Source organism: Peptoniphilus senegalensis JC140, from assembly GCF_000321025.1.
Classification (GTDB): Bacteria; Bacillota; Clostridia; order Tissierellales; family Peptoniphilaceae; genus Peptoniphilus_A; species Peptoniphilus_A senegalensis.
This window is the reverse complement of sequence record NZ_HE610719.1, coordinates 38,963-63,019: the sequence shown is the minus strand read 5'-3', so window position 1 is coordinate 63,019 and position 24,057 is coordinate 38,963. Positions and strand designations below refer to the sequence as shown.

Annotated in this window: 17 protein-coding genes; 1 reads left to right on the top strand and 16 read right to left on the bottom strand. The window is 33.7% G+C overall.

Going from position 1 to position 24,057, the window contains the following annotated elements:
* Positions 1-8: 8 nt before the first annotated feature.
* From PTSHG_RS08560 to hutI, 16 genes are all read right to left on the bottom strand, one after another.
* The gene (locus PTSHG_RS08560) at positions 9-1,688 is read right to left on the bottom strand and encodes a formate--tetrahydrofolate ligase (protein ID WP_019108488.1); all 1,680 of its coding nucleotides are present in this window, start codon (positions 1,686-1,688) and stop codon (positions 9-11) included.
* An 8-nt stretch (positions 1,689-1,696) separates the two neighbouring features.
* Positions 1,697-2,590 carry a glutamate formimidoyltransferase gene (gene ftcD / locus PTSHG_RS08555; RefSeq protein ID WP_019108487.1) on the bottom strand — a complete coding sequence of 298 codons (894 nt, stop codon included), beginning with the start codon at positions 2,588-2,590 and terminating at the stop codon, positions 1,697-1,699.
* A gap of 89 nt (positions 2,591-2,679) precedes the next feature.
* Positions 2,680-4,218 (bottom strand): histidine ammonia-lyase, encoded by a 1,539-nt coding sequence (gene hutH, locus PTSHG_RS08550; protein ID WP_019108486.1) that lies wholly within the window; start codon positions 4,216-4,218, stop codon positions 2,680-2,682.
* A gap of 450 nt (positions 4,219-4,668) precedes the next feature.
* A complete protein-coding gene (locus PTSHG_RS08545) occupies positions 4,669-4,878 on the bottom strand; it encodes a hypothetical protein (RefSeq protein WP_019108485.1) in 210 nt (69 codons plus the stop codon).
* On the bottom strand, positions 4,868-5,557 hold the full coding sequence (locus tag PTSHG_RS08540) for a hypothetical protein (protein ID WP_019108484.1): 690 nt from the start codon (positions 5,555-5,557) through the stop codon (positions 4,868-4,870). Before PTSHG_RS08540 ends, PTSHG_RS08545 begins: the two co-directional genes overlap by 11 nt.
* A 107-nt stretch (positions 5,558-5,664) precedes the next feature.
* Positions 5,665-6,387, bottom strand: coding sequence for an amino acid ABC transporter ATP-binding protein (locus PTSHG_RS08535; RefSeq protein ID WP_019108483.1), 723 nt, complete (start codon positions 6,385-6,387; stop codon positions 5,665-5,667).
* A complete protein-coding gene (locus PTSHG_RS08530; protein WP_019108482.1) occupies positions 6,380-7,057 on the bottom strand; it encodes an amino acid ABC transporter permease in 678 nt (225 codons plus the stop codon). The genes PTSHG_RS08535 and PTSHG_RS08530 overlap by 8 nt, the downstream gene beginning before the upstream one ends.
* 70 nt (positions 7,058-7,127) lie before the next feature.
* Positions 7,128-7,982 (bottom strand): transporter substrate-binding domain-containing protein, encoded by an 855-nt coding sequence (locus PTSHG_RS08525; protein WP_019108481.1) that lies wholly within the window; start codon positions 7,980-7,982, stop codon positions 7,128-7,130.
* An 89-nt stretch (positions 7,983-8,071) separates the two neighbouring features.
* Positions 8,072-8,881 carry a L,D-transpeptidase gene (locus PTSHG_RS09555; protein ID WP_019108480.1) on the bottom strand — a complete coding sequence of 270 codons (810 nt, stop codon included), beginning with the start codon at positions 8,879-8,881 and terminating at the stop codon, positions 8,072-8,074.
* 1 nt (position 8,882) lies between these two features.
* On the bottom strand, positions 8,883-11,699 hold the full coding sequence (uvrA, locus tag PTSHG_RS08515; RefSeq protein WP_019108479.1) for an excinuclease ABC subunit UvrA: 2,817 nt from the start codon (positions 11,697-11,699) through the stop codon (positions 8,883-8,885).
* A 12-nt stretch (positions 11,700-11,711) separates the two neighbouring features.
* Positions 11,712-13,703, bottom strand: coding sequence for an excinuclease ABC subunit UvrB (gene uvrB / locus PTSHG_RS08510; RefSeq protein ID WP_019108478.1), 1,992 nt, complete (start codon positions 13,701-13,703; stop codon positions 11,712-11,714).
* 11 nt (positions 13,704-13,714) lie between these two features.
* Entirely contained in the window at positions 13,715-15,316 is a 1,602-nt protein-coding gene (locus tag PTSHG_RS08505) for a gamma-glutamyltransferase family protein (RefSeq protein ID WP_019108477.1), read from the bottom strand.
* A gap of 371 nt (positions 15,317-15,687) precedes the next feature.
* Positions 15,688-17,067, bottom strand: a complete 1,380-nt coding sequence (locus tag PTSHG_RS08500; protein ID WP_026088879.1) for a Na+/H+ antiporter NhaC family protein — start codon at positions 17,065-17,067, stop codon at positions 15,688-15,690.
* A gap of 448 nt (positions 17,068-17,515) precedes the next feature.
* Entirely contained in the window at positions 17,516-18,025 is a 510-nt protein-coding gene (locus tag PTSHG_RS08495) for a PH domain-containing protein (RefSeq protein WP_019108475.1), read from the bottom strand.
* A 65-nt stretch (positions 18,026-18,090) separates the two neighbouring features.
* On the bottom strand, positions 18,091-19,626 hold the full coding sequence (gene nhaC, locus PTSHG_RS08490) for a Na+/H+ antiporter NhaC (RefSeq protein ID WP_019108474.1): 1,536 nt from the start codon (positions 19,624-19,626) through the stop codon (positions 18,091-18,093).
* 522 nt (positions 19,627-20,148) lie between these two features.
* Positions 20,149-21,414, bottom strand: a complete 1,266-nt coding sequence (hutI, locus tag PTSHG_RS08485) for an imidazolonepropionase (protein WP_019108473.1) — start codon at positions 21,412-21,414, stop codon at positions 20,149-20,151.
* Between the two features lie 561 nt (positions 21,415-21,975).
* Here hutI and PTSHG_RS08480 point away from each other — a divergent pair.
* Positions 21,976-23,967 carry a urocanate hydratase gene (locus PTSHG_RS08480; protein ID WP_187363561.1) on the top strand — a complete coding sequence of 664 codons (1,992 nt, stop codon included), beginning with the start codon at positions 21,976-21,978 and terminating at the stop codon, positions 23,965-23,967.
* The last annotated feature ends 90 nt before the right edge of the window (positions 23,968-24,057 follow it).

Sequence of the window (24,057 nt, the reverse complement as noted above, 5' to 3'; positions counted from 1 at the left end):
CCCATGAATTAGAATAATCCAGTGATAACTCCGTTGTTGTCAATGTCCATCTTGTTGGCAGCTGGTACTTTTGGAAGTCCTGGCATTACCATGATGTTAGAAGTTTGAACAACTATAAATCCTGCTCCAGCAGAAACTCTTACATCTTGAATTTCGATGTCAAAGTCTGTAGGTGCTCCCATTATCTTTTGATCATCAGTAAATGAGAATTGTGTCTTTGCAACACAGATAGGAAGTTTATCAAGTCCAAGTTCTTCAAGTTTTTTAACTTGTTTCTTAGCAGCTGAAGTAAATTTAGCTTGTCTGCCTCTATAAATTTCAGTAACAATTGTATTTACTTTGTCCATGATGCTATCATTTTCATCGTAAAGTGGTTTGAAATTAGCTGTTCCTTCGTCAATTAGTTCAACAACTTGTTTAGCTAAATCTTCAGCACCTTCTCCACCCTTTGCAAAACATTCGCAAAGTGAAATTCTAACACCAAGTTCTTTACAAAGTTCTTGTAATTTTGCAATTTCAGCTTCAGTATCATCAGCAAATCTGTTGATAGCAATAATAGCTGGAACGCCGAATTTTTTGATATTTTCAACGTGGCGTCTTAAGTTAGCAAATCCTTTTTCAAGAGCTTCAACATTTTCAGTCTTTAATTCTTTTTTATCTACTCCACCGTGCATTTTAAGAGCTTTTATAGTAGCAACAATTACTACTGCATCTGGAGATAGACCAGACATTCTACATTTAATGTCCATGAATTTTTCTGCACCAAGGTCAGCACCGAAACCTGCTTCTGTAACAGCGTAATCGCTAGTGTTAAGTGCAAGTTTTGTAGCTAAAATTGAGTTACATCCATGAGCAATGTTTGCGAAAGGTCCACCGTGAATAAATGCTGGTGTATTTTCAAGTGTTTGTACCATGTTTGGTTTAAGTGCATCTTTAAGAAGCATTGCAACTGCACCTTGGATTTCGAGATCAGCAACAGTTACAGGTTCTCCATCAAGATTATATCCAATAATCATTCTAGCAAGTCTATTCTTTAAATCTTCAAGATTTTCAGAAAGACAAAGAACTGCCATGATTTCAGATGCAACAGTAATCATGAAGTGGTCTTCTCTAGGGAAACCATCAGCTTTTTTGCCAAGAGAGATAACAACATTTCTTAAAGATCTGTCATTCATGTCAATAACTCTCTTCCAAGTAATTTGTCTACAGTCAATTCTTAGAGCATTTCCTTGATGAATGTGGTTGTCAATACAAGCTGAAATAAGATTATTTGCAGCTGTCATTGCGTGAAGGTCACCAGTAAAGTGAAGATTGATATCTTCCATTGGAACTACTTGTGAGTATCCACCACCTGCAGCTCCACCCTTAACACCAAAAACTGGTCCAAGAGATGGTTCACGAAGTGCTACTGCAGATTTTTTACCAATTCTATTAAGACCTTGAGTAAGTCCAATAGAAACAGTTGATTTACCTTCACCTGCTGGTGTAGGTGAAATTGCAGAAACTAAAATTAGTTTTCCATATTCATTGTTTTCGTCAATTTTTTTGATAGCGTCCCAAGAAATTTTTGCCTTATATTTTCCGTAGTTTTCAAGATCATCTTTTTCTAGACCAATCTTTGCAGCAACTTCTTCAATAGGAAGCATAGTAGCTTCATCAGCTATTTGTATATCTGTTTTAAATGCCATATATTAAATTACTCCTCAATTAATAGTGTTTCAAGAACTTGTTCTGATTTTAAACCTTCAATTTGCATATAGTAAGCTGCTGAATCTATTAGAGCTTGTAATGGAAGAAGTCCAATAAGTTCAGTGTTTACAACTGTAACTCCATATCTCTTCGCTTCTGATTTTATCATTTCAAGTGCTTGGTAAATTGCAGTTTTTTCAAAGTTTACAAGATTCATTGATACTTGAGTTTGACCTTTTTCTTCAAGTTCAAGACCAATAGCCTTAACAAATCTAAGTCCTCCACCAATGTGACGAACTTTCTTAGCGATTGTATCAGCAACAGTTAAATCGTTAGTATTTAAGTTAACATTAAATGCAACTAGGTGGAATCTTGCTGCAACAGCAGTAGCTCCTGATTTAACATTCATTTCTTGAGGACCAAAATCTGGTTTCCATTCAGGTTCTTTGATTTTGTCGAAGAATCCTTCATATTGTCCTTTTCTTACTTTAGCTAGATTCTTTCTATCTGGAGTGGAAGCTGCATCTTCATATAGATAAACAGGAATTCCCATATCGCCTATTGCTTTACCAACTTTTTTAGCATATTCAACACACTCTTCAGTAGTACATTCAGTTACAGGAACGAATGGTACAACGTCAACAGCTCCCATTCTTGGGTGAGCTCCCTTGTGTTTTGACATATCAATAATTTCAGTTGCAACTTTTACAGATTCAATAACTGCATCAATTACAGCTTCAGGTTCGCCAATAACTTCAACAACAAGTCTGTTGTGGTCAGCATCTGGTTGATAGTCGATTAATTTAATATTTTCTTTTGCTCTAAAGCATTCAGTGATTTGTTCCACTTTCTTTAGGTCTCTACCTTCAGAATAGTTTGGAATACACATTACTCTTTTCAATTGATTTCCTCCTATTAGTTATCTAATACTTTTATTTTTTTCGTACTCTTGTATTATATAAAATCTTTTTTAATTATTAAAGCACTTTATTAAAGTTGTACTACTTTTTCTACTTCTTCAAGAAGTTTTCCAGATGTGATTAATTCTTGAGCTTTTTCAAGTTCTTCATAAATCTCAATCTTCTTATCTTCTTCGATAAATGCAACTTGATTTCTGATTACATCGTGAGCAACTTTTGTACCTTTACCAAGTTCAAATTTATTGTCTTCCATTTCCATTCTGAAATCAAGAGCTTGTGCAGCTATCATAAGTTCAGTAGTTAAAATTCTTGCAGTGTTTTTAACAACTTCTCTAACTTTTCTTGAAGCCCAGTTACCCATTGATACGAAGTCTTCTTGGTTTTCACAAGATGTTATTGAGTCAACACTTGCTGGGTGAGATAAAGTTTTATTTTCAGATGCTAAAGCAGCTGCAGCATATTGAGTAATCATAAATCCAGAGTTAAGTCCTGGGTGTTTAACTAGGAATGATGGCATACCAGAAAGTGTAGTGTTTACCATTCTTTCAATTCTTCTTTCAGAAACATTACCTAGTTCAGAAACTGCAATTGCTAAAAAGTCAAATGGTTGAGCCATTAATTCTCCGTGGAAGTTACCACCAGAAATTACTTTGCCATCATGAGTGATGATTGGGTTATCAGTTGCTGAGTTAAGTTCGATTTCAACTTTTTCTTTAACATATTCAAGAGTATCCTTAGAAGCTCCGTGAATTTGTGGCATACATCTGAATGTATAAGCATCTTGTACTCTAAGTTCAGCAGTGTGAGTTACATAAGTTGAACCTTCTAGAATATTTCTTAAGTTTTCAGCAGTCTTAAGTGATCCAGCGTGTGGTCTAATTGTGTGAAGTTCTTCCCAAAATGCGTCAATGATTCCTCTTGAAGATTCACAAGCCATAGCTCCTGCAATATCAGCAATCTTAGAAAGCTTAAGTGCATCATAAAGTGCAAGTGCTCCAGTTGCAGTAAGAACTGTTGTACCATTAATTAGTGCAAGTCCTTCTTTAGCAGCAAGTGCAATTGGTTTTAAGCCAGCTTTTTCCATAGCATCTTTACCTGGAAGAAGTTCTCCTTCATAGTAAGCTTTTCCAAGTCCAAGCATTGGAAGAACCATGTGTGCAAGTGGTGCTAAATCTCCAGATGCTCCAAGAGATCCTTTTTCTGGAATAAATGGAACAACATTTCTATTTAACATTTCAAGAAGTAATTCAATAGTAGATAGTCTGATACCAGAAACTCCCTTTAATAGTGAATTGATTCTAATAAGCATAACTGCTCTTACTTCGTCTTCAGGTAGTGGGTTGCCAAAACCAGAAGCGTGAGTTCTGATGATATTTTCTTGAAGTTGAGCTGAATCTTCTTTAGAAATGGAAACTCTTGAAAGAGAACCAAATCCTGTGTTAATTCCGTAAACTACTCTTTCTTCTTCAACGATTTCTTCAACATATTCTCTTGATTTGTTTACATCAGCAATTGCTTTTTCGTCGATTTCTGCCTTTACATGATTTCTTGTAACTTCTACTAATTCATCTAGTGTTAGATCATTACCTGTTAATACTACTTTGTTCATAATTGTACTTCCTTTCCTTTAATACATTACATTTTACTTACTAATTCAAAAGAAAATATAAGATGAAAAATTATGTCATCTTTTGAAAAGTAGTAACTATAAAAAATCTACCAGCACTTGCTAAACTTTAATTGTTTGCAAATGTTTTCTAAGATGATTCTATTCCAAATATAAATCATTGTCAATAATTTTAAGATAAATAAAACTTTATCATCGAAAAAAATACAATATTTTATCTCTTTTTTTTAGTAATTTGATTCTTGTTTTTCGTGTTTTAAACAAAACTTAGTCTACATAATTAGTAATCCTTCCTTTTTATAAAAAATTATTATAAAAACTTTTAAAAAAATTATATCATTTATATTAATCTATGTATTTTTATATGTTTGCATCTTAGAAAAAATATTTCCAATAAAAAATGACTTAGTCTCCTAAGTCATAAAATTTATTTTAATCTTTTTTTATTAATCCATAAACTATTAAGCCAATGGAAAGAATAAAGGCAATCTTTAGACCTATGTCGCCCTTTATATAATCAACTAAATAATTTTTATAAGAGGATGTAACCTTGAAATCCAAAAGTGGCATGAAGTGTACAAATATTATCAATAAAACAGTCAAGACCACGCCAGTTATAATATACTTGTCTCTAGATTTCATTTGTTTGCTCTTTTCTTATTATTAGATAAGCTCCCACAACTTTCTTTGCACTGCCTTTCCTTGTCTCCCCATCCTTATTAAGAATTTTAAATTCATAAGAATTAATTTCAGGATAAAGGCTCACAGTGACAAAAGTTTTTCCTTCAACTTTTATATCGAAATCTAAATCAATTAAAATCTCTTTTTTTACATAAAAGCCAAGAGCATTAGAAATTATTTTTGCATCAATGGGCAGGTCTGCCATATAATCATTTTTAAATTTTTTCTCTCCAAGTTTTATAGTGACTTCTTCATCTTCCTTGTTGTCATATATTGACTGATAATGGTCTCCACTAAACTCTATTGCATCTTTAACTTCAGAAATATCTTCAATTATGTAGCCTTCTTTGTTTTTTACTTCTTGTTCCCTATACTTTTCTCCTTCAAAAATTTTTATGTACTTTATTTCTGAAATCTCATAGCCAAGACTTTCTTCCATTTGTTTTTTTTCTTCATTAGATATATCTTCTATTTCAAATTTTTGATTGCCATCACTTTCTTCTTCACTCATATTTCTTCGATCTTCACTTGAAATTAACTGGTCCTTATTATGTGAATTATAGGTCCTAAGTCCAAAATAAGTTAAAAGTAAAAATATACTTGCAAGAAAAATAATCAGCTTATTAACTGATGACTTCATCAAACACTCTCCTTAAGATGATTATATCATCTCAAAAAATTTTTTCCATGGAAAAACTGCAAGAAAAAATGACTTAGTCTCCTAAGTCATCTAAATTAAAATTTGTATCATAGCACCTTTGCTAAAAAGTTTTGAGTTCTTTCATTCTTTGGATTGCCAAATACTTCTTCTGGACTTCCTTCTTCTACAATATAGCCGCCGTCCATAAATAAAATTCTGTCGCCAACTTCTCTTGCAAATCCCATTTCGTGAGTTACAACAACCATAGTCATGCCTTCCTTGGCAAGATCTTTCATTATATCTAAAACTTCTCCTACCATTTCTGGGTCAAGGGCAGAAGTTGGTTCGTCAAAAAGCATTACCTTTGGATTCATGGCAAGGGCTCTAGCTATGGCAATTCTTTGTTTTTGTCCGCCTGATAGTGATTTTGGATAGGAATCTCTCTTGTCTGGAAGTCCAACTCTTTCTAAGAGTTCCATTGCCTTTTTTTCTGCTTCTTCTTTTTCCATTTTCTTCACAAGAGTTGGAGCAAGTGTAATGTTGTCAATGATATTTAAGTTGTTAAAGAGGTTAAAGGACTGAAATACCATGCCCATTTCCTCACGAACTTTATTTATGTCAATGTCCCTTGAAGTAATCTCTTCATTATCTACAAAAATTTTGCCACTTGTTGGCTCTTCCAAAAGATTTAAGCACCTTAAAAAAGTTGATTTACCTGAGCCTGATGGTCCGATGACAACTACTACTTCCCCGTCTTTTATTTCTTGATTTATTCCCTTTAGGACTTCAAGTTCTCCAAAGGATTTAGTCAAATTTTCTACCTTAATCATTTGCAAGTCTCCTTTCTAAAAGTCCCATTGCCTTTGACAAGCTAAAGGTCATTATAAAGTAAATGCAAGCTGTAAATATAAAGGGCCTTACTAACTCATAAGTACCTGATGAGATACTCTTACCTGCATACATAAGCTCTCCAACTCCAACTGTATATGTGATTGAAGATTCCTTTATAAGAGTTATAAATTCATTTACAAGTGCTGGTAATATATTTTTAATCGCTTGTGGCATTATTACTTTTACCATTGCTTGCTTTTTATTAAGTCCAAGAGATCTTGCAGCCTCCATTTGTCCATGGTCAACAGATGAAATTCCTGATCTTATAATTTCTGCAACATAGGCTGCTGAGTTTAAACTTATTGAAAGCGCACATAAAAACATTGGCGCAGTTAAAAGTGTAAACTGTTCTGGTATTATTTTTTTTAGTCCAAAATATACTATCAAAATTTGCACAAGCATTGGAGTCCCTCTCACAACTTCTATATAAATACTTGAAAGTATATTTAATATTTTTATTTTCGATGTTTTCATTAAGGCAAGTATTATTCCAATAGTAAAACCTAAGAGCACACCAATTATTGAAAGTTCGATAGTGGTCAAGGCCCCATTCAAATATGTTGGAAGATACTTGTTTGCGAAGGCAACTTGTTCCGATATAATTCCCATATTATTCCTTTCTAATTCATCTAATCCACAAATTAAAAATTCCCCACACAATGTAGGGAATATTTAATTACTATTTACTAGCTTCTTTGTTAGATAGTTCAATATACTCATCAAACCATTTATCTACTTGGCCTGAATCTTTTAATCCTTTAATAACCTCATTAACAGCTCCTGTTAAATCGTCATTACCCTTTTTAATTGCTACTGCAAATCCACTTTCATCTGGAATTCCTAAATCTTCTATTATAACAAGTCCATCTGTTATTGATGCAAATTGTTTTGCTGGAAGTTCTGATAGGAAAGCTGCATCAATTGATTTATTTTTAAGTTGTTCAATGATTACATTGTTTAAATCAAATCCCTTGCAATTATCTCCAAATTTTTCTGTTGCAAACTCGTGTTGAAGTGAACCAAGTTGTGTACCAATAATCTTTCCATTAAGGTCATCAAAAGTTTTATATTTATCTTTGTTTTCTTCCGTTACAAGTAAAACTTGTTTACCTTGTGAATATTCGTCAGAGAAATCAACTTGTTTCTTTCTTTTTTCATCAGCACCCATTCCTGCAAGAACTATATCAACATCTCCTGCATTTAGTGAAGCAAGAAGTCCTTCAAAAGCCATGTTCTTAACTTCAAGTTCAACTCCAAGAGAATCAGCAATTGATTTTGCAATTGCAAGGTCAATACCTGTAAATTCTTCTTTGCCACTTTGGAAGGATGTCCATTCCATTGGTGGGAAGTCTGCTGAAGTTCCAAGAACTATTTTGCCCTTTTCCTTTATGGCATCTATTGTTGGTCCAGTAGTTTTTATTTCAAACTTAACCGCTTCCTTAGTTTCTTCTTTTGTCTCTTCTTTCTTCCCACAGCCAAATAAAAATAAAGCTGTCATTGCTATAATTGCAATATTAAAAATTTTCTTTTTCATAATACCTCCTATTTAATTGATAAATAATTTTAAAACACATTATAACTCAAAGCAAATTAAATTTCAATTGTTTTTATCACTTTATAAAATTAAAATTCTAAAAGATCTTCCGTAGGAGTATTTTCTATAACTTCCAATTGATTTTTTTCCTTTGGCCTTTCCTTTTCTACAGGACTTGGATCTTGAACTGGTTTTGCTTCTTCCTTCTTAACTCTTGAATATTGATAAACTCCCCAAGATTCAAGTTCGTTATCTGTTCCTATCCACACTGGTGCACCAACAGACATATTTGGAAATACATAATTTTCCACATCATAGTTAAACATTCTTATACAACCATTAGAATAATAACCCCCAATTTGATGTGGTTTAATATTTCCATGAATTCCATAGCCACTTGCTCCTGGTAATCTTAAACCCATCCATCTCTCTCCAAGAGGATTCATTGGATCATCCGCCGCAGCAGGTTCATATTTTCCATTCATTCCGCCCCATGCAGGGTTTTTGTGCATATTTTGAATTTTTCCCTTTGCAGATGGAGTTGGTGTTTCATTAGTCCCCAAAGTTACGGGATATTTTCCTATGGACTTTTCGCCCTTATACATAGTAAGGGTTCTTCTTGATTTATTTACTACAATCCACTTGCCCTTAGTTGGTGGATTAGTTACCATATCATAAACTTCATAGTTTTCTGTGTGAAGAGCCTTATTTGTCTTATCATTTAGTGTCCCTGTCACTGGCAAATTCATTAGTGCTTGCCATCTTTTAAGTTCATCTCTCTTTTCCACACCACTTTTATCCATAAAATTATTTTCTCTGACATAACCCTTGGCAAAAACAAAATTTGGCAAGAGACTCGCAGCTAAAATAAAAATCCCAATCCTTTTTATTTTCTTCAAATTAATCCTCCAATTTATCCTTTAAAAATTCTCCAGTGTAAGAATTTTTACATTTAACTATTTCTTCAGGAGTGCCAGTGAAGAGAACTTTTCCTCCACCATCGCCGCCTTCAGGACCTAAATCTATTATATAATCCGCACATTTTATAACATCTAAGTTGTGCTCAATAGTTATAACAGTGTTTCCCCTATCAACAAGTTCTTCCAAAACTTTTATTAGCTTATTTACATCTTCAGAATGAAGTCCCGTAGTAGGCTCATCTAAAATGTAAAGAGTCCTGCCTGTTGCCCTCTTAGAAAGTTCTGTGGCAAGTTTTATTCTCTGAGCTTCTCCTCCTGATAAAAGTGTGGAAGATTGTCCAAGCTTAATATAGGACAGACCAACATCTCTTAGGGTTTCAAGTTTTCTCAAAACTCTCTCGTGATTTTGGAAAAAGTCAATTGCCTCTTCCACTGTCATGTCTAGGACATCATAAATATTTTTGCCCTTGTATTTGACTTCAAGAGTTTCACGATTGTATCTCTTTCCATGACAAACTTCGCAAGGCACATAAACATCAGACAAAAAGTGCATTTCAACTTTTAAAATTCCATCGCCCTTGCAGGCTTCGCACCTTCCGCCCTTTACGTTAAAGGAAAATCTTCCCTTCTTGTAGCCACGCATTTTTGCTTCATTGGTGCTTGCAAAGATATCTCTTATTATATCAAAAGCACCAGTATATGTGGCAGGATTTGATCTCGGAGTTCTGCCAATTGGCGATTGGTCTATATCAACGATTTTGTCAATATTTTCTAGTCCTTCAAGGCTCTTATGTTTTCCTGGTTTTATTCTTGATTTATTTATTTTTTGTGCAAGGCTTTTATAGAGAATTTCATTTACAAGGGAAGATTTTCCTGATCCAGACACTCCAGTAACACAAATAAATTCTCCAAGTGGAAATTCTACATCAATATTTTTTAAATTATTTTCACTTGCTCCTATGACCTTTATTGATTTGCCATTGGACTTTCTTCTTTCCTTTGGCACTTCAATTTTCTTTCTGCCACTTAAATAAGCACCAGTAATTGACTCCTGGACATTCATAATTTCTTCAGCAGTCCCTTGTGCAACTATTCTTCCACCATTTACACCAGCTAGTGGTCCAATGTCAACAATTTCATCAGCAGCAAACATTGTGTCCTCATCATGTTCTACAACAATTAAAGTGTTTCCTATGTCAGTTAAATTTCTTAGAGACTCCAAAAGTTTTGCATTGTCCCTTTGATGAAGTCCAATGCTTGGCTCATCTAATACATAAATTACACCCACAAGTTGTGAGCCAATTTGTGTTGCAAGCCTAATTCTCTGTGCTTCTCCACCAGAAAGAGTTCCTGCCATTCTTGAGAGCGAAAGATATTCAAGACCTACATTTACTAAAAATTCAAGGCGAGATTTTATTTCCTTTAAAAGTTCTTCAGCTATAATCATTTCATTTTTTGTGAATTTTAAATTTTTGAAAAATTCCAGGGCCTTATCTATGGAAAGTTCTGTTAGCTCAAAAATATTAATTCCTCCAACTTTTATGGCAAGAGAAGAATCTTTAAGTCTTGAACCATGACACTTTGGACAAGGAACCTCTTCCATAAACTCGTCAATTTTGTCAAGAATTCTGTCGGAGCTTGACTCAGTATATCTTCTCTTTAAATTTTTTAAAATTCCTTCAAAGCTTCCAGAATATTTTTTTTCTCCTGAGAAAAAGGAATTAAAAGAAAAACTTAATTTTCCCTTGTAGCCATTAAATATTGCATCTAAAAATTCTTCTGGCGCATTTTTTATTGGCTCTTTAGTGCTAAACTTAAACTTCTTTGCAATTTCAGAAATTATTTCATAATAATAAGTTCCTTTGGAATTGGAGTAGCAGGCAATTGCTCCCTCATCTATGGAAAGTTCTTTGTTAGGAATTACTAAGTCCTTTGAAACTTCCTTAGAAAATCCTAGACCCTTACACTCATCGCAAGCACCAAGAGGTGAGTTAAAGGAAAAAGACCTCGGCGTAACTTCTTCTATTATAATATTGCAATGTGGACAGGCAAACTTTGTTGAAAAAATCAAATCTTCCCCATCAAGAACATTTACCTTGGCAATACCGTCACTTAAATTTGTTGCAATTTCAAGAGAATCTGCAAGTCTTGATTCAATTTTTTCTTTTACAATAATTCTGTCAACAACAATGTCTATATCATGATTTTTGTTTTTGTCCAGCTCAAAGTCTTCTGAAATGTCATGCATTTCTCCGTCAACAAAAACCCTTAAAAAGCCATCTTTTTTTATCTTTTCAAAAACTTTTTTGTGTTGACCCTTCCTATGTCTCACAACTGGAGAAAGAATTTGAATCTTTGTCCTTTCCTCCAATTTCATAACTTCATCAACCATTTGGTCAATTGTGTAGGAAGAAATTTCCTTGCCACATTCTGGACAGTAGGCATGACCAACTCTTGCGTATAAGAGTCTTAGGTAGTCATAAATTTCTGTAACTGTACCCACAGTAGACCTTGGGTTTTTAGATGTGGTCTTTTGGTCAATGGAAATTGATGGACTCATCCCTTCGATATAATCTACTTCTGGTTTATCCATTTGTCCCAAAAATTGTCTGGCATAGGAAGACAAGCTCTCAACATATCTTCTTTGACCTTCGGCATAAATTGTGTCAAAGGCAAGGGATGACTTCCCTGAACCAGATAGTCCAGTGAAAACTACAAATTTATTTCTTGGGATTTTTAAATCAACATTCTTTAAATTGTTGACTCTAGCTCCCTTTACTATTATTTCATCTTTCAATATAACACCTCTCTAAAGAAGGGCACTCTTTTTCTTCTCTCTTAAATCTTTTATCTTATCTCTAATTTCAGCAGCCTTTTCAAAGTCAAGTTCCTCTGCTGCCCTATACATTTCAGGTTTTAGAGCATCAATCATTTCATTTATTTCATCTTTTGTAAATTCATTTTCTTCATCTTTAATATCTTTATAGTCAAAGCTATCTTCTGCAGCAATAGCTGTATTAATGACTTCACGCACACTTTTTACAATTGTCTTTGGAGTAATGCCATGCTCTTCATTGTAGTCTTCTTGAATTTTTCTTCTCCTAGAAGTTTCATCAAGAGTAACTCTCATTGATGGAGTTATTGTATCTGCATACATTATAACTTTCCCACCAGCATTTCTAGCTGCCCGACCTGCAGTTTGAATTAGAGAAGTCTCTGAGCGAAGAAAACCCTCCTTGTCTGCATCTAATATACAAACTCTTGAAACTTCTGGAAGGTCAAGGCCTTCTCTCAAAAGATTGATGCCAACGAGAACATCGACCTTTCCTAGTCGCAAGTCTCTTATAATTTTCATTCTCTCCAAAGTATCAACATCTGAGTGCATGTAGGTTACTTTATACCCAATTTCTTTTAAATGTCTTGATAAATCTTCGGACATTCTCTTGGTAAGAGTTGTGATTAAAACCCTTTCATCTCTCTCAATAGCTCCATTTATTTCATTTATTATATCGTCAATTTGATTTTTTATTGGCCTAACTTCAATTACTGGATCAAGAAGCCCCGTAGGTCTAATAATTTGTTCAACTTCTTGCTCTGTATGCTCAAACTCATAAGGACCTGGAGTTGCAGAAACATAGACGCATTGGTTCATCATCTCTTCAAACTCCTTAAACCTAAGGGGTCTGTTGTCAAGGGCAGAAGGAAGCCTAAATCCATATTCAACTAAAGTTTCCTTACGAGATCTGTCTCCGTTAAACATTCCCCTAATTTGCGGAATAGTCTGGTGAGATTCATCTATTATAGTGAGAAAATCCTTTGGAAAATAATCTATTAGGGTGTAGGGTCTTGAGCCTGGTGCTCTGGCAGATAAGTGCCTTGAATAATTTTCTATTCCAGAACAAAAGCCCATTTCAGAAAGCATTTCAAGATCATATCTCGTTCTCTGTTCCAATCTTTGAGCTTCCAAAAGTTTTTCTTGGTCCTTTAAGACTTTTAATCTCTCTTCAAGTTCTTCTTCTATAGTTACAAGAGCCCTCTTTACCTTTTCTTCTGAAGTTGCAAAGTGAGATGCTGGAGTGATGTAGGCGTGGTTTAGGTAATGCAAGACCTGACCAGTTAAGGCATTTACCTCAGTAATTCTATCTATCTCGTCGCCAAAAAATTCAACGCGAATAGAATTTTCAGAAGAAGATGCTGGGAATATTTCCAAAATATCTCCACGAACCCTAAAAGTTCCACGTTTAAATTCATAATCATTTCTAACATATTGAATATCTACAAGCTTGCTCATGACATCATTTCTGTCCTTTATCATGCCAGGTCTTAATGAAATCGCCAATTTTTCGTAATCAATTGGATCCCCCAAACCATAGATACAGGAAACTGATGCAACGATTATTACATCTTTCCTCTCAAAAAGAGACATTGTCGCAGAGTGACGAAGCTTATCTATTTCATCGTTTATAGAAGAATCCTTCTCTATAAAAGTGTCAGTGCCAGGAACATAGGCCTCTGGTTGATAATAATCGTAGTAGGATACAAAAAATTCAACTGCATTTTCTGGGAAAAACTCCTTTAACTCAGAGCAAAGTTGGTAGGCAAGAGTCTTGTTGTGAGCAATTACAAGAGTTGGCTTTTGCACTCTCTCTATTACATTTGCCATGGTAAAAGTTTTTCCAGAGCCAGTTACACCTAAAAGATTTTGGTGCTTGTAGCCTTTTTTTATCCCTTCAGCTAATTTATCAATTGCTTGAGGTTGGTCGCCAGTAGGCTTGTAGTCTGAATGAATTTTAAATTTCACTTAATCACCTTCTAAAAAGCAAAAATATTGGAGTCCGTCCTCTTTTCAGTTCCGCCAATATAAACATCATCTTTCTTCAAAATAACTTGTCCACGACCCATGTTTTTAAAATCACTAATTACATTTACATTGTGACCAAGTTTCTTTAGACCATCAATTATATCATTATCAAAGTCACATTCAAGGTCAATATTTTTATCGCCAGTCCACATAATTCTCGGTGCATCAAGGGCAGCCTGTGGGTTTAAATTAAAATCAAGCATATTCATAAGAACCTGGACATGAGCTTGTGGCTGCATAAAAGCTCCCATAATACCAAAAGCTCCTAAAGCTTCGCCATTTTTTGTCATAAAGCCAGGGATAATTGTGTGGTAAGGAAGTTTTCCACCTTCAAGAGAATTTGCAAGCCCCTCTTCAAAATAAAAATTCTCAACTCTGTTATTAAGAGCAATTCCAGTCCCTGGCACCACAATACCTGAGCCAAAGCCAGCATAATTTGACTGAATCATGGAAACCATATTGCCATACTTATCTGCTGTGGCAAAATAAACTGTGTCTGATGATTTTATTGCATAAGAACTTGGAATAGTTGCAATTTTTTTTATCTCAGCTCTTCTCTTTTCTGCATATTCTTCTGACAAAAGCTCCTCTACTTCTATTTTCATAGAATCTGGGTCCGCCACAAAAGTCTTTGCATCAGTAAGAGATAATTTTATGGCTTCAATTATTTTGTGCATACTTCCTATGTCATATCTATCTTTTATTTCTATTTTATTTAAAATATTTAGTGCCATTAAGACAGAGATGCCATGACCATTGGGCGGTATCTCCCAAATGTCAACGCCCCTATAATTTGTTGAAATTGGATCAACATATTTTGGAATAAAATTTTTTAAATCATCTACACTTAAAAATCCGCCAAGTCTTTCTACTTCACGAGAAATTTTTTCTGCCAGACTACCCTTATAGAAGGACTCTCCCTTAGTGTCTCTTATTTCCCTTAAAGTTTCTGCCATGTCTTTGCAGGAAAAAACTTCTCCAGCTCTCGGCGTCCTTCCATCTATTGTAAAAGTTTTAAAAAATTCATTAAACTCGTCTCGGTTTAGTTTCTTATACTTGTCTGCATTTTCTTGCCAAAGTTTTGCTATTTGTGGCGTCACTGCAAAGCCATCCTCAGCATAAGAAATTGCAGGTTCAAAAATTTCCTCAAGACTCATTGTGGCAAAGTCCTTATGAACTTTCATGGCTCCTCCAATAAGTCCCGGCGTGTTTATTACATTTACCCCACAGCTTGGCATTTTATCATATCCTTTTTTCTTCAATGCTTCAATGGAGATAGATTTTGGACTTCTCCCACTTGCATTAATTCCATAAAGCTTTCCCTCAAAATAAATAAGAGCAAACATATCTGAGCCAAGACCATTTCCTGTAGGTTCAACAACAGGAAGTGTCATGGACACAGCAAGGGCAGCATCAACTGCATTGCCACCTTCAAGTAAAATTTTTGCTCCAGCACTTGTTGCATAGGGCGAAGATGTTGCCACCATTCCCTTTTTTCCAAAAACAACCCTTCTAGTTGAAGGATAAGGGTATTTATTGTAATCAAAATTCATTTAATCATCCTCAAACTTTTATCATACTTTATATTACAAGCTAAAAATTTAATTTTATATTAAAAATACTTGTCTTATTAGGAATAATTTATATTTTAAAAATTTATCTAATTCACAAATATTAAATTTCACATTTTTTTAATAAGTCCTTTAGCTAAAGATAATTCTATAATTAAATGGTAAATAATTCAACTTATACATTTTATTAAAAGAACTTTTACAATCATATCTTAAAGCTTTCCATCTATTGAAGCTCAACTAACATATATCTACAAAACAAAAAAGGCATAAACCAAAAAATTTGATTTATACCTTTTACTTAAAAAGTGACTAATGTCGCTCTTCAAAAATAATTTATAATTTTATTATCATTATGATAATAATACTGATCCAATAACTCCACCGATAACTAGGAATACATCAAATGCTATAAATGTAGGCACGCAAGTATCCCAAATGTGATCGTGTTGACCATCTGCATTAAGACCTGAAGTAGGTCCCATTGTTGAGTCAGATGCTGGTGATCCTGCATCTCCAAGAGCTGCTGCTATACCAATTAATAGTATAATAGCTGATTTAGAAAATCCTAATTGTTGAGCTAGTGGAACATAAATTGCTGCAACTACTGGAATAGTACCAAAAGAAGTACCAATACCCATTGTAATTACTAGACCAATTGCTAAAAGAACAACTGCTGATACAACAAGTGAAGCACCTTCCATTAAAGAAGCTGTATCATTTACTAAGTTGACTACTGCACCTGATGTATTAAGAACATTTGCAAATCCACCTGCAATTAGCATTACAAATGCAATAAATGCCATTAAATCAAGTCCACCATTAACCATTTCATCAATTTCTTTCCACTTGATAGAACGAGTGATTAGTAAGAAGATAATTCCAACTAAAGCTGAGAATGGAAGGTTAGTAGTTACAATTTGTACAGCTAACATTGCAATCGCAGCTACAAGTGCACCCCAAGCTTGTGGAGTCATGTGTACTTCTGTATCTAATGAAACAATACCAGGAATTTCAACATCATCATAATTTCTGTCTTTTCCATAAAGAACAAATACTACAAAAATTAATCCAATTAACATTGAAAGTCCGCCTATCCACATAACTTTTTGTGTATCATCTACAGTTGTAGGCATACCTGCATCTGTCATATTTGATGCAATAATATTGTGGAAAATAAGTCCAAATCCTGCTGGAATTGAAATATAAGGTGCTTTTAATCCAAAGCAAAGTGCTGATGCAATTGCACGCCTGTCAATCTTTAACTTATTCATAAGTCCTAGAAGTGGTGGAATTAGAATTGGAATAAAAGAAATATGCACTGGTAAAAGGTTTTGTGAGAAAATTGAAATAAAGGCTATTAAAAATATAAAAAAGAATTTATTATTTCCTACAATTTTTGAAACCTTTTGAGCAAGTATAGTTATAAGTCCTGACTTACCAATTGAATAAGCAAACATACCTATTAATATGTAAGCTAAAGCTGTTTCCGCCATAGAACCCATACCACCTATTATAGTGCTTATGATTCCATCTCCTTCAGTTGCAAAACCTGGTAAGGCTCCAAGATATATTCCTTGCCAAGATTCTGGGTCAAATACCCATAGAGGCATTCCTGCTGTTAATCCTGCTACGATGCCTGCTAAAAGCAATGAAAGTAATACATTTAGTTTTAACATACATAAAACTACTAATAGTAGTACCGATACTACTACGGGGTTAAATAATAACATATTATTCCTCCTTTGAAAATGTTTTACTATATTTTCTCATGTAACTGCATTAATGTCAATCCATTTATTATAAATTATGCTAAAAGTTCTATATTTGTTCAATTTCGCAGTATTACTTTATTCAGTTATATCTGTACTTTATAGCCATATATTTGGATTTGTTTGATTGTTCAATTTTAATTAATAATCACTATTATAAATGATTATATTTCGATATTAAATTTAGTATAAATTTTATTAATACCTCTTCTTTTGCCCTTATCATTCTACTTAAAAATAACGGAATCTTATTTTTATATTTCTAGTATAAAATATAGTTTAAGATTATTTATAAAGTTAATAAAAAATCCTCAAAACATTCCTTATTTATACGCACAAAAAAAGACGAGAAATTAATTCTCGCCTCTATCTTTTACTTAGGACTTAAATAGTTCCCAATTTTTTGTTATTAACGCCACTTTTTTTTCTTTTTTAGTTCTTTCTTAAAATACTTTAAATCTTGTTTGTATTCCCAAGCGTCATAAATTTTTATTTTTTTGTTATGCTTTTTAGCCAAGTCAAAAACTCTTTCCTTATCATTTTCATCAAAGAAAAACCTCTTTGTGACGTCTCCTCTAGTAAAGTAAAGAAGAATTAACTTGGGCTCTTGAGGTACTTTTTCATAAGTAATAGCATCAATTTCTGACCAAGACCAAACTTTATAAGTATTAGTAATCTTCATGTCAGTGTACATTTCCAGACCCTTGGCACTTGCTGCCACATACCTCTTAGTTAATAGAGATAAAATCAAGAGTAAGGCAAGAACAACTGTTAGCTTATACCTTGTCAATATACCTAGCAGAATTAAAAAAGAAGCGATCATGTAGGCATATCTTTCAGAAAACTTTTTTCTAGGATTCACATATACGTATTTAATTGCTTCGATGTCATCATCCCAAGGTAATTTTATTTCTGACACATAATCACTTCCTTCCTAATTTAATTATTTTTAATTTCAAGTCTTAGCTTAATTAAAACTTTGTATTAAGCGTTAACCTTTGGTGCTTTACCTTCTGCTCTTAATTTTTCAAGTTGAGCTAAAGCATATTTATGTGCTTCTTCAGGAGCTGCTGCTGCTTTCTTCATCTTAGTTTTACCAAATAAATTTGTGTAAGCTCCGTCAGCCCAGAAGATATTTCTGCCCATAAGTGCAGTTACACAAGCGTAAATTGGGTTTAGTAAGTTTACGAAAGCAAATGGGAAATATACAAATGGACTCATACCAAGAACTCCAGATTGGTAAGCTCCACAAGCTGTCCATGGGAACATACAAGCCCAAAGTGTACCAGCATCTTCAAGTGTTCTTGAAAGCATATTTCTTGCAAGGCCAAGTTCATCATACTTGTCATCATATAGTGGAGCAGGAACACCGATTCCTAGGAATTGGTCACACATTGCTGCATCACAGAATATTGATGTAAGCATTGTAGCGAAAACAAGTCCACCAACAGAGTTGATTTTATGTTTAATATTTCCAAAAATTCTTTCAACAGAACCACATTTTTCAAGAGCACCACCAAAGGATACTGCAAGTAAAATTAGGTTGATTGTCCACATTTGATGATCCATACCACCCTTAGCAAGAGCTGCGTCTACAAATTCATTTCCAGTTTCAATTTCTGGTCCATAGTGAAGTACGCCAAATAATCCAGCTAAATTATATCCACCTTGGAAAATAACTGCAAATAATACCCCAGTTGCTACTGAAATAAGAACTCCAGGAAGTCCAGGAACTCTTAAAACACAAACTACTACTATTACTACGATAGGTAGAAGTACAAGTGGATTAAGATTAAAGTTTGCTGCTAAAGCATCTTGTATTCCTTGTGCAATTGTAGGGTCATAATTAGTAACATTAATTTTTGAACCAAGAATTGTGTAAATAATAAGTGAAATAATAAAAACAGGTCCTGTAGTAGAAACCATTGCGTTTACGTGGTCAAATAGTCCAGTATTTGAAACACCTGCTGCAAGGTTTGTAGTATCAGATAGTGGAGAGAATTTATCTCCAACATAAGCTCCTGAAATAACCATACCTGCTGTAAGTGCAGGGCTAATTCCAAGACCAACACCAATTGTCATAAAGGCAATACCTATTGTTCCTGTTGCTGTCCAAGATGAACCACAAGCAAGACCAACTATTGCTATAAGAATACATCCTACAGGTAAAAATGTTTGTGGTGTAAGTAATTTCAAACCATAATAAATAACTGCTGGGATAGTTCCTGAAATCATGAAAGATGAAATTAAAAGACCTACTGTAAGTAGAATTAAAATTGCTTCAAGAGTAGCTGTAAGTCTTTCGATCATACCTTCCAACATATCAGAAAAACTATGTCCGCACACTGCCCCAACTCCACATGCAACTACTATTGCAATGACTAGTGGCATATGAGCTCCGTCATAAGCACCATCAGAAAAGTTGAAAACATATACCATTAAACAAACCATTGTAATAATTGGCAAAAATGCTCCAATAAAACTAGGAAGTCTAACAGCTTTTTGACCTTCGTTCTTCATATAATAACCTCCTCGAAATATCATTTAGCATATTAATTTTTGTATAAAAATATTTTTAATATGCTTGCGATACAATTGAAAAAGAATTTTGTATCGCTGAAAATGTTTTCTAAATAGATTCTATCTCTGAACAAACAATAAGTCAATCTATAAATTAAAAAAATAGGATAATTACTAGAAAAAATACAATATATCATCGTCGTTTCATGATAACTTATTAATATATTCTGTTATGTCATTTTTGTAAAATTGTTTTATTGTAGTTCCTAATTTCACTAATTAACAGTGCTGAATCATCCTTTGATAAACGCAACTCTAAAAAAATATTTTTCTAGTTTTGTCAGAAGTTTTTTTCCATTAGATTTTATATATATCTATCTCTTAAAATAATTGTATATTCTTAAATATGGATTTTTTACTTTAACTAGCCAAAGGAAAATACTTGCCAATTAAAATCCAATAAAAATGCAAGTAGAAATATTCTACTCGCACTTCTTTTTACATAATAAACTTTTAAAATAATTATTTGACTAATTTTCTATCTTCGGCAACAAGTTCTCCGTCAACATAAACTTGCTTACATAGGTTTGTTCCAAAGAAGTAAAGTGTGTAGTCAATGTTGTGAGCATCAAATACAGTAATATTTGCTCTCTTGCCCTTGTCAAAAGAACCCATAGTGTCAGCCCTGTCAACTGAATAAGCAGCGTTTATAGTTACCGCATTGTAAACTTCAATTGGAGTTAATTTCATTTGAAGACATCCAAGTTGCATAATGAATTGAAGATTTGCTGTTGGACAAGATCCTGGATTTGAGTCTGTACAAAGTGTAATTGCCATTCCCTTTTCTAGCATCTTTCTTGCTGGTGCATAAGTGTCAAGCATTAATGAGAAAGTTGTTCCTGGAAGTAAGTTTCCAATTACATTTGCTTTAGAAAGAGTTTCAATTTCTCCTTCATCTACTACCATTAAGTGTTCTGCAGAAACTGCTCCAACCTTTGCAGCAACATCAACTCCACCGATGTTTTCAATTTCATCAGAATGAATTCTTAGTTTAAAGCCATGTTTTTTAGCAGCTTCAAGGATTCTTTCAGATTGTTCAGCTGTGAATACTCCCTTTTCACAGAAAACATCACAGAATTCTGCCAAGTTTCTCTTAGCAACTTCTGGCATCATGTCGATTACTATGTCAACATATTCATCAGAGTTATCCTTATATTTTTCATGAATTACATGAGCTGCCATGAAAGTTCTAATTAATTCTATTGGAAAATCCTTGTTTAATTTTTCAAGAACTTCAAGTTCTTTAAGTTCAGTTTCAAGAGTAATGCCATAACCACTCTTTGCTTCAACAGCTGTTACACCATGAACAAGCATGTGTTCCAATAAATCTCTTGTCTTGTTATAAAGTTCATCAAAACTTGCTGCGTCAGTTGCCTTTAATGTAGAAAGAATTCCACCACCAGCTGCAAGAATATCAAGGTATCCCATGCCGTTAAGTTTCATTGCAAATTCATTTTCACGGCTTCCTCCATATACTAAGTGAGTGTGAGCATCAATAAGACCTGGTGTTGCAACTTTGCCTGTCAAATCTACTATTTCTGTCTTGTCATCTTTTAATTCTTCGTAACCATTACCTTCGCCAACTTCTAAAATCTTTCCATCTTTAATAGCGATGTAAGCATTTTTTAAGATGTTGGCTTCATTCATTTCTTCGCCTCTTAAAGGTCTACCAATGTCCTTTGGCGAAAAAACTTGTTCTAGATTAATTAATATTTTATCAGCTTTCATAAGTCCTCCTTTTACCTGTCAATATCTTAACACATATTTTATACCCAATAAATATGAAAATATTTTTTATTTTTAATTTAAAATTTCTACATGACTATATTAAAATTTAACTTTTTCATAGATAGCTATTCAATTATTCACAAATATATAAAAAAGTTAAAGCAAAATAATTTTTAATTTTAAATTCCCAAAATTATTTTCTCTCAAAATTTTTAAGTCTTTTTTATTTTTTATCTATAGAATTTATAAATACCGACCTACTCCTAGTTCTCATTTGTCTTGTCACTATTATCATATATCATACCTTTGAAATCAAAATTTGCAAACGCTTGATTTTTTGATTTATCACGCTAAATAAATTGGCTGTTATTTCAATAATATGTTTGTAGAATTTGTATTTACAAGTTTTTTAGCTAATATATATTTTTATTTTGTAATTTTTAAATTTTTAGGAAATTAATTTCCCTTTGTATTTACTTTTTTTAATTTTATTTTATAATAGCTTGTAAATGGAGGTTGATAAAAGTGATAAATAATCATAACGCAGAAGTTCAAAAGATTATGAAGGTACAAATTAAGAACCTTCCAGAAAAAAAATCTTTTGAACAAGGAATTAGAAGAGCTCCTGATAGAGGATTTAGACTTTCTAAAGCTCAAACTAAAATTGCTTTAAGAAATGCTCTAAGATATATCCCAGAAGAATATCATGAAGAATTAATTCCTGAATTTTTAGAAGAACTTACAACTAGAGGAAGAATCTACGGATACAGATTCAGACCAGAAGGAAGAATTTACGGTAAACCAATTGACGAATACAAGGGAAATTGTTTAGCTGGAAAAGCTTTCCAAGTAATGATTGACAACAACTTAGACTTCGATGTTGCTCTTTATCCATACGAACTTGTAACTTATGGAGAAACTGGTTCAGTTTGTCATGACTGGATGCAATACAATTTAATTATGCAATATCTTGAAATCATGCACGATGACGAAACTCTTGTAATGGAATCTGGTCACCCACTTGGACTATTTAAGTCAAGAAAAAATTCTCCAAGAGTTATAATCACTAACGGTCTTATGGTTGGTCTTTATGATAACCTTGATGACTGGGAAATCGCAGAAGAAATGGGCGTAGCTAACTACGGACAAATGACTGCTGGTGGTTGGATGTACATTGGACCACAAGGTATTGTTCACGGAACATATAACACAATTCTTAATGCTGGTAGATTAAAACTTGGTCTTGGCGAAAAAGATAACTTAGCTGGAAAATTATTCGTTTCATCTGGACTTGGTGGAATGAGTGGTGCTCAAGGTAAAGCTGGAGATATCGCAGGTGCTGTTTCTATCATCGCTGAAGTTGATATTTCAAGAATTGAAACTAGACTTGAACAAGGATGGATTAAGAAACTTGCTGAAACTCCTGAAGAAGCATGTAAACTTGCTAAAGATGCTCTTGAAAAGAAAGAAGCTCTTTCAATTGCATTCCACGGAAATATCGTTGATCTTCTTCACTATATGGATGAAAATGATGTTCACATTGACTTACTTTCTGACCAAACTTCTTGCCACAACGCATACAATGGCGGATACTGTCCAGTAGGTATTTCTTTCGAAGAAAGAACTGAATTATTAAGAACTGACATCAAGAAATTCCATGAACTTGTTGATGAAACTCTTAAAAAACACTTTGAAGTTATTAAGAGACTTACTGCTAAGGGAACTTACTTCTTCGATTATGGTAACTCTTTCTTAAAGGCTATCTATGATGCTGGAGTTAAAGAAGTTTCTAAGAACGGTAAAGACGACAAAGACGGATTCATTTGGCCTTCTTATGTAGAAGACATCATGGGACCACTTCTATTTGACTATGGATATGGCCCATTCAGATGGGTTTGCCTAAGTGGTAAACACGAAGACTTAATTGCAACTGACCACGCTGCAATGGAATGTATAGATAAAGACAGAAGATACCAAGATATGGATAACTATATCTGGATCAGAGACGCTGAAAAGAACCAATTAGTAGTTGGAACTCAAGCAAGAATTCTTTACCAAGATGCTAAGGGTAGAGTTGACATTGCTCTTAAATTCAACGAACTTGTTAGAGAAGGAAAAATTGGTCCTGTTATGATGGGTCGTGACCACCACGATGTATCTGGTACAGACTCTCCATTCAGAGAAACTTCTAACATCAAAGACGGTTCTAATGTAATGGCTGACATGGCTACTCAATGTTTCGCAGGTAACTGTGCAAGAGGTATGTCTCTTGTTGCTCTTCACAACGGTGGTGGAGTTGGTATTGGTAAATCAATCAATGGTGGATTTGGTCTTGTACTTGACGGATCTGAAATGGTTGACGAAATCATCAAACTTTCACTTACTTGGGACGTAATGAGCGGTGTAGCTAGACGTAACTGGGCTAGAAATGATCACGCTATCGAAGTAACTAAAGAATTTAACGGAGACAATGAATACGGACACATTACAATTCCTTATCTTGTAAAAGATGAACTAATTGACAATGCTGTTGATTCACTTAATATCGACTAATAAATAATCTAAATTGCCCTGCAGGAAACTGTGGGGCTTTTTTATGTTCCCTTTGCTTTTCACTAAGTTTTATTTTATTAAAAATTATAA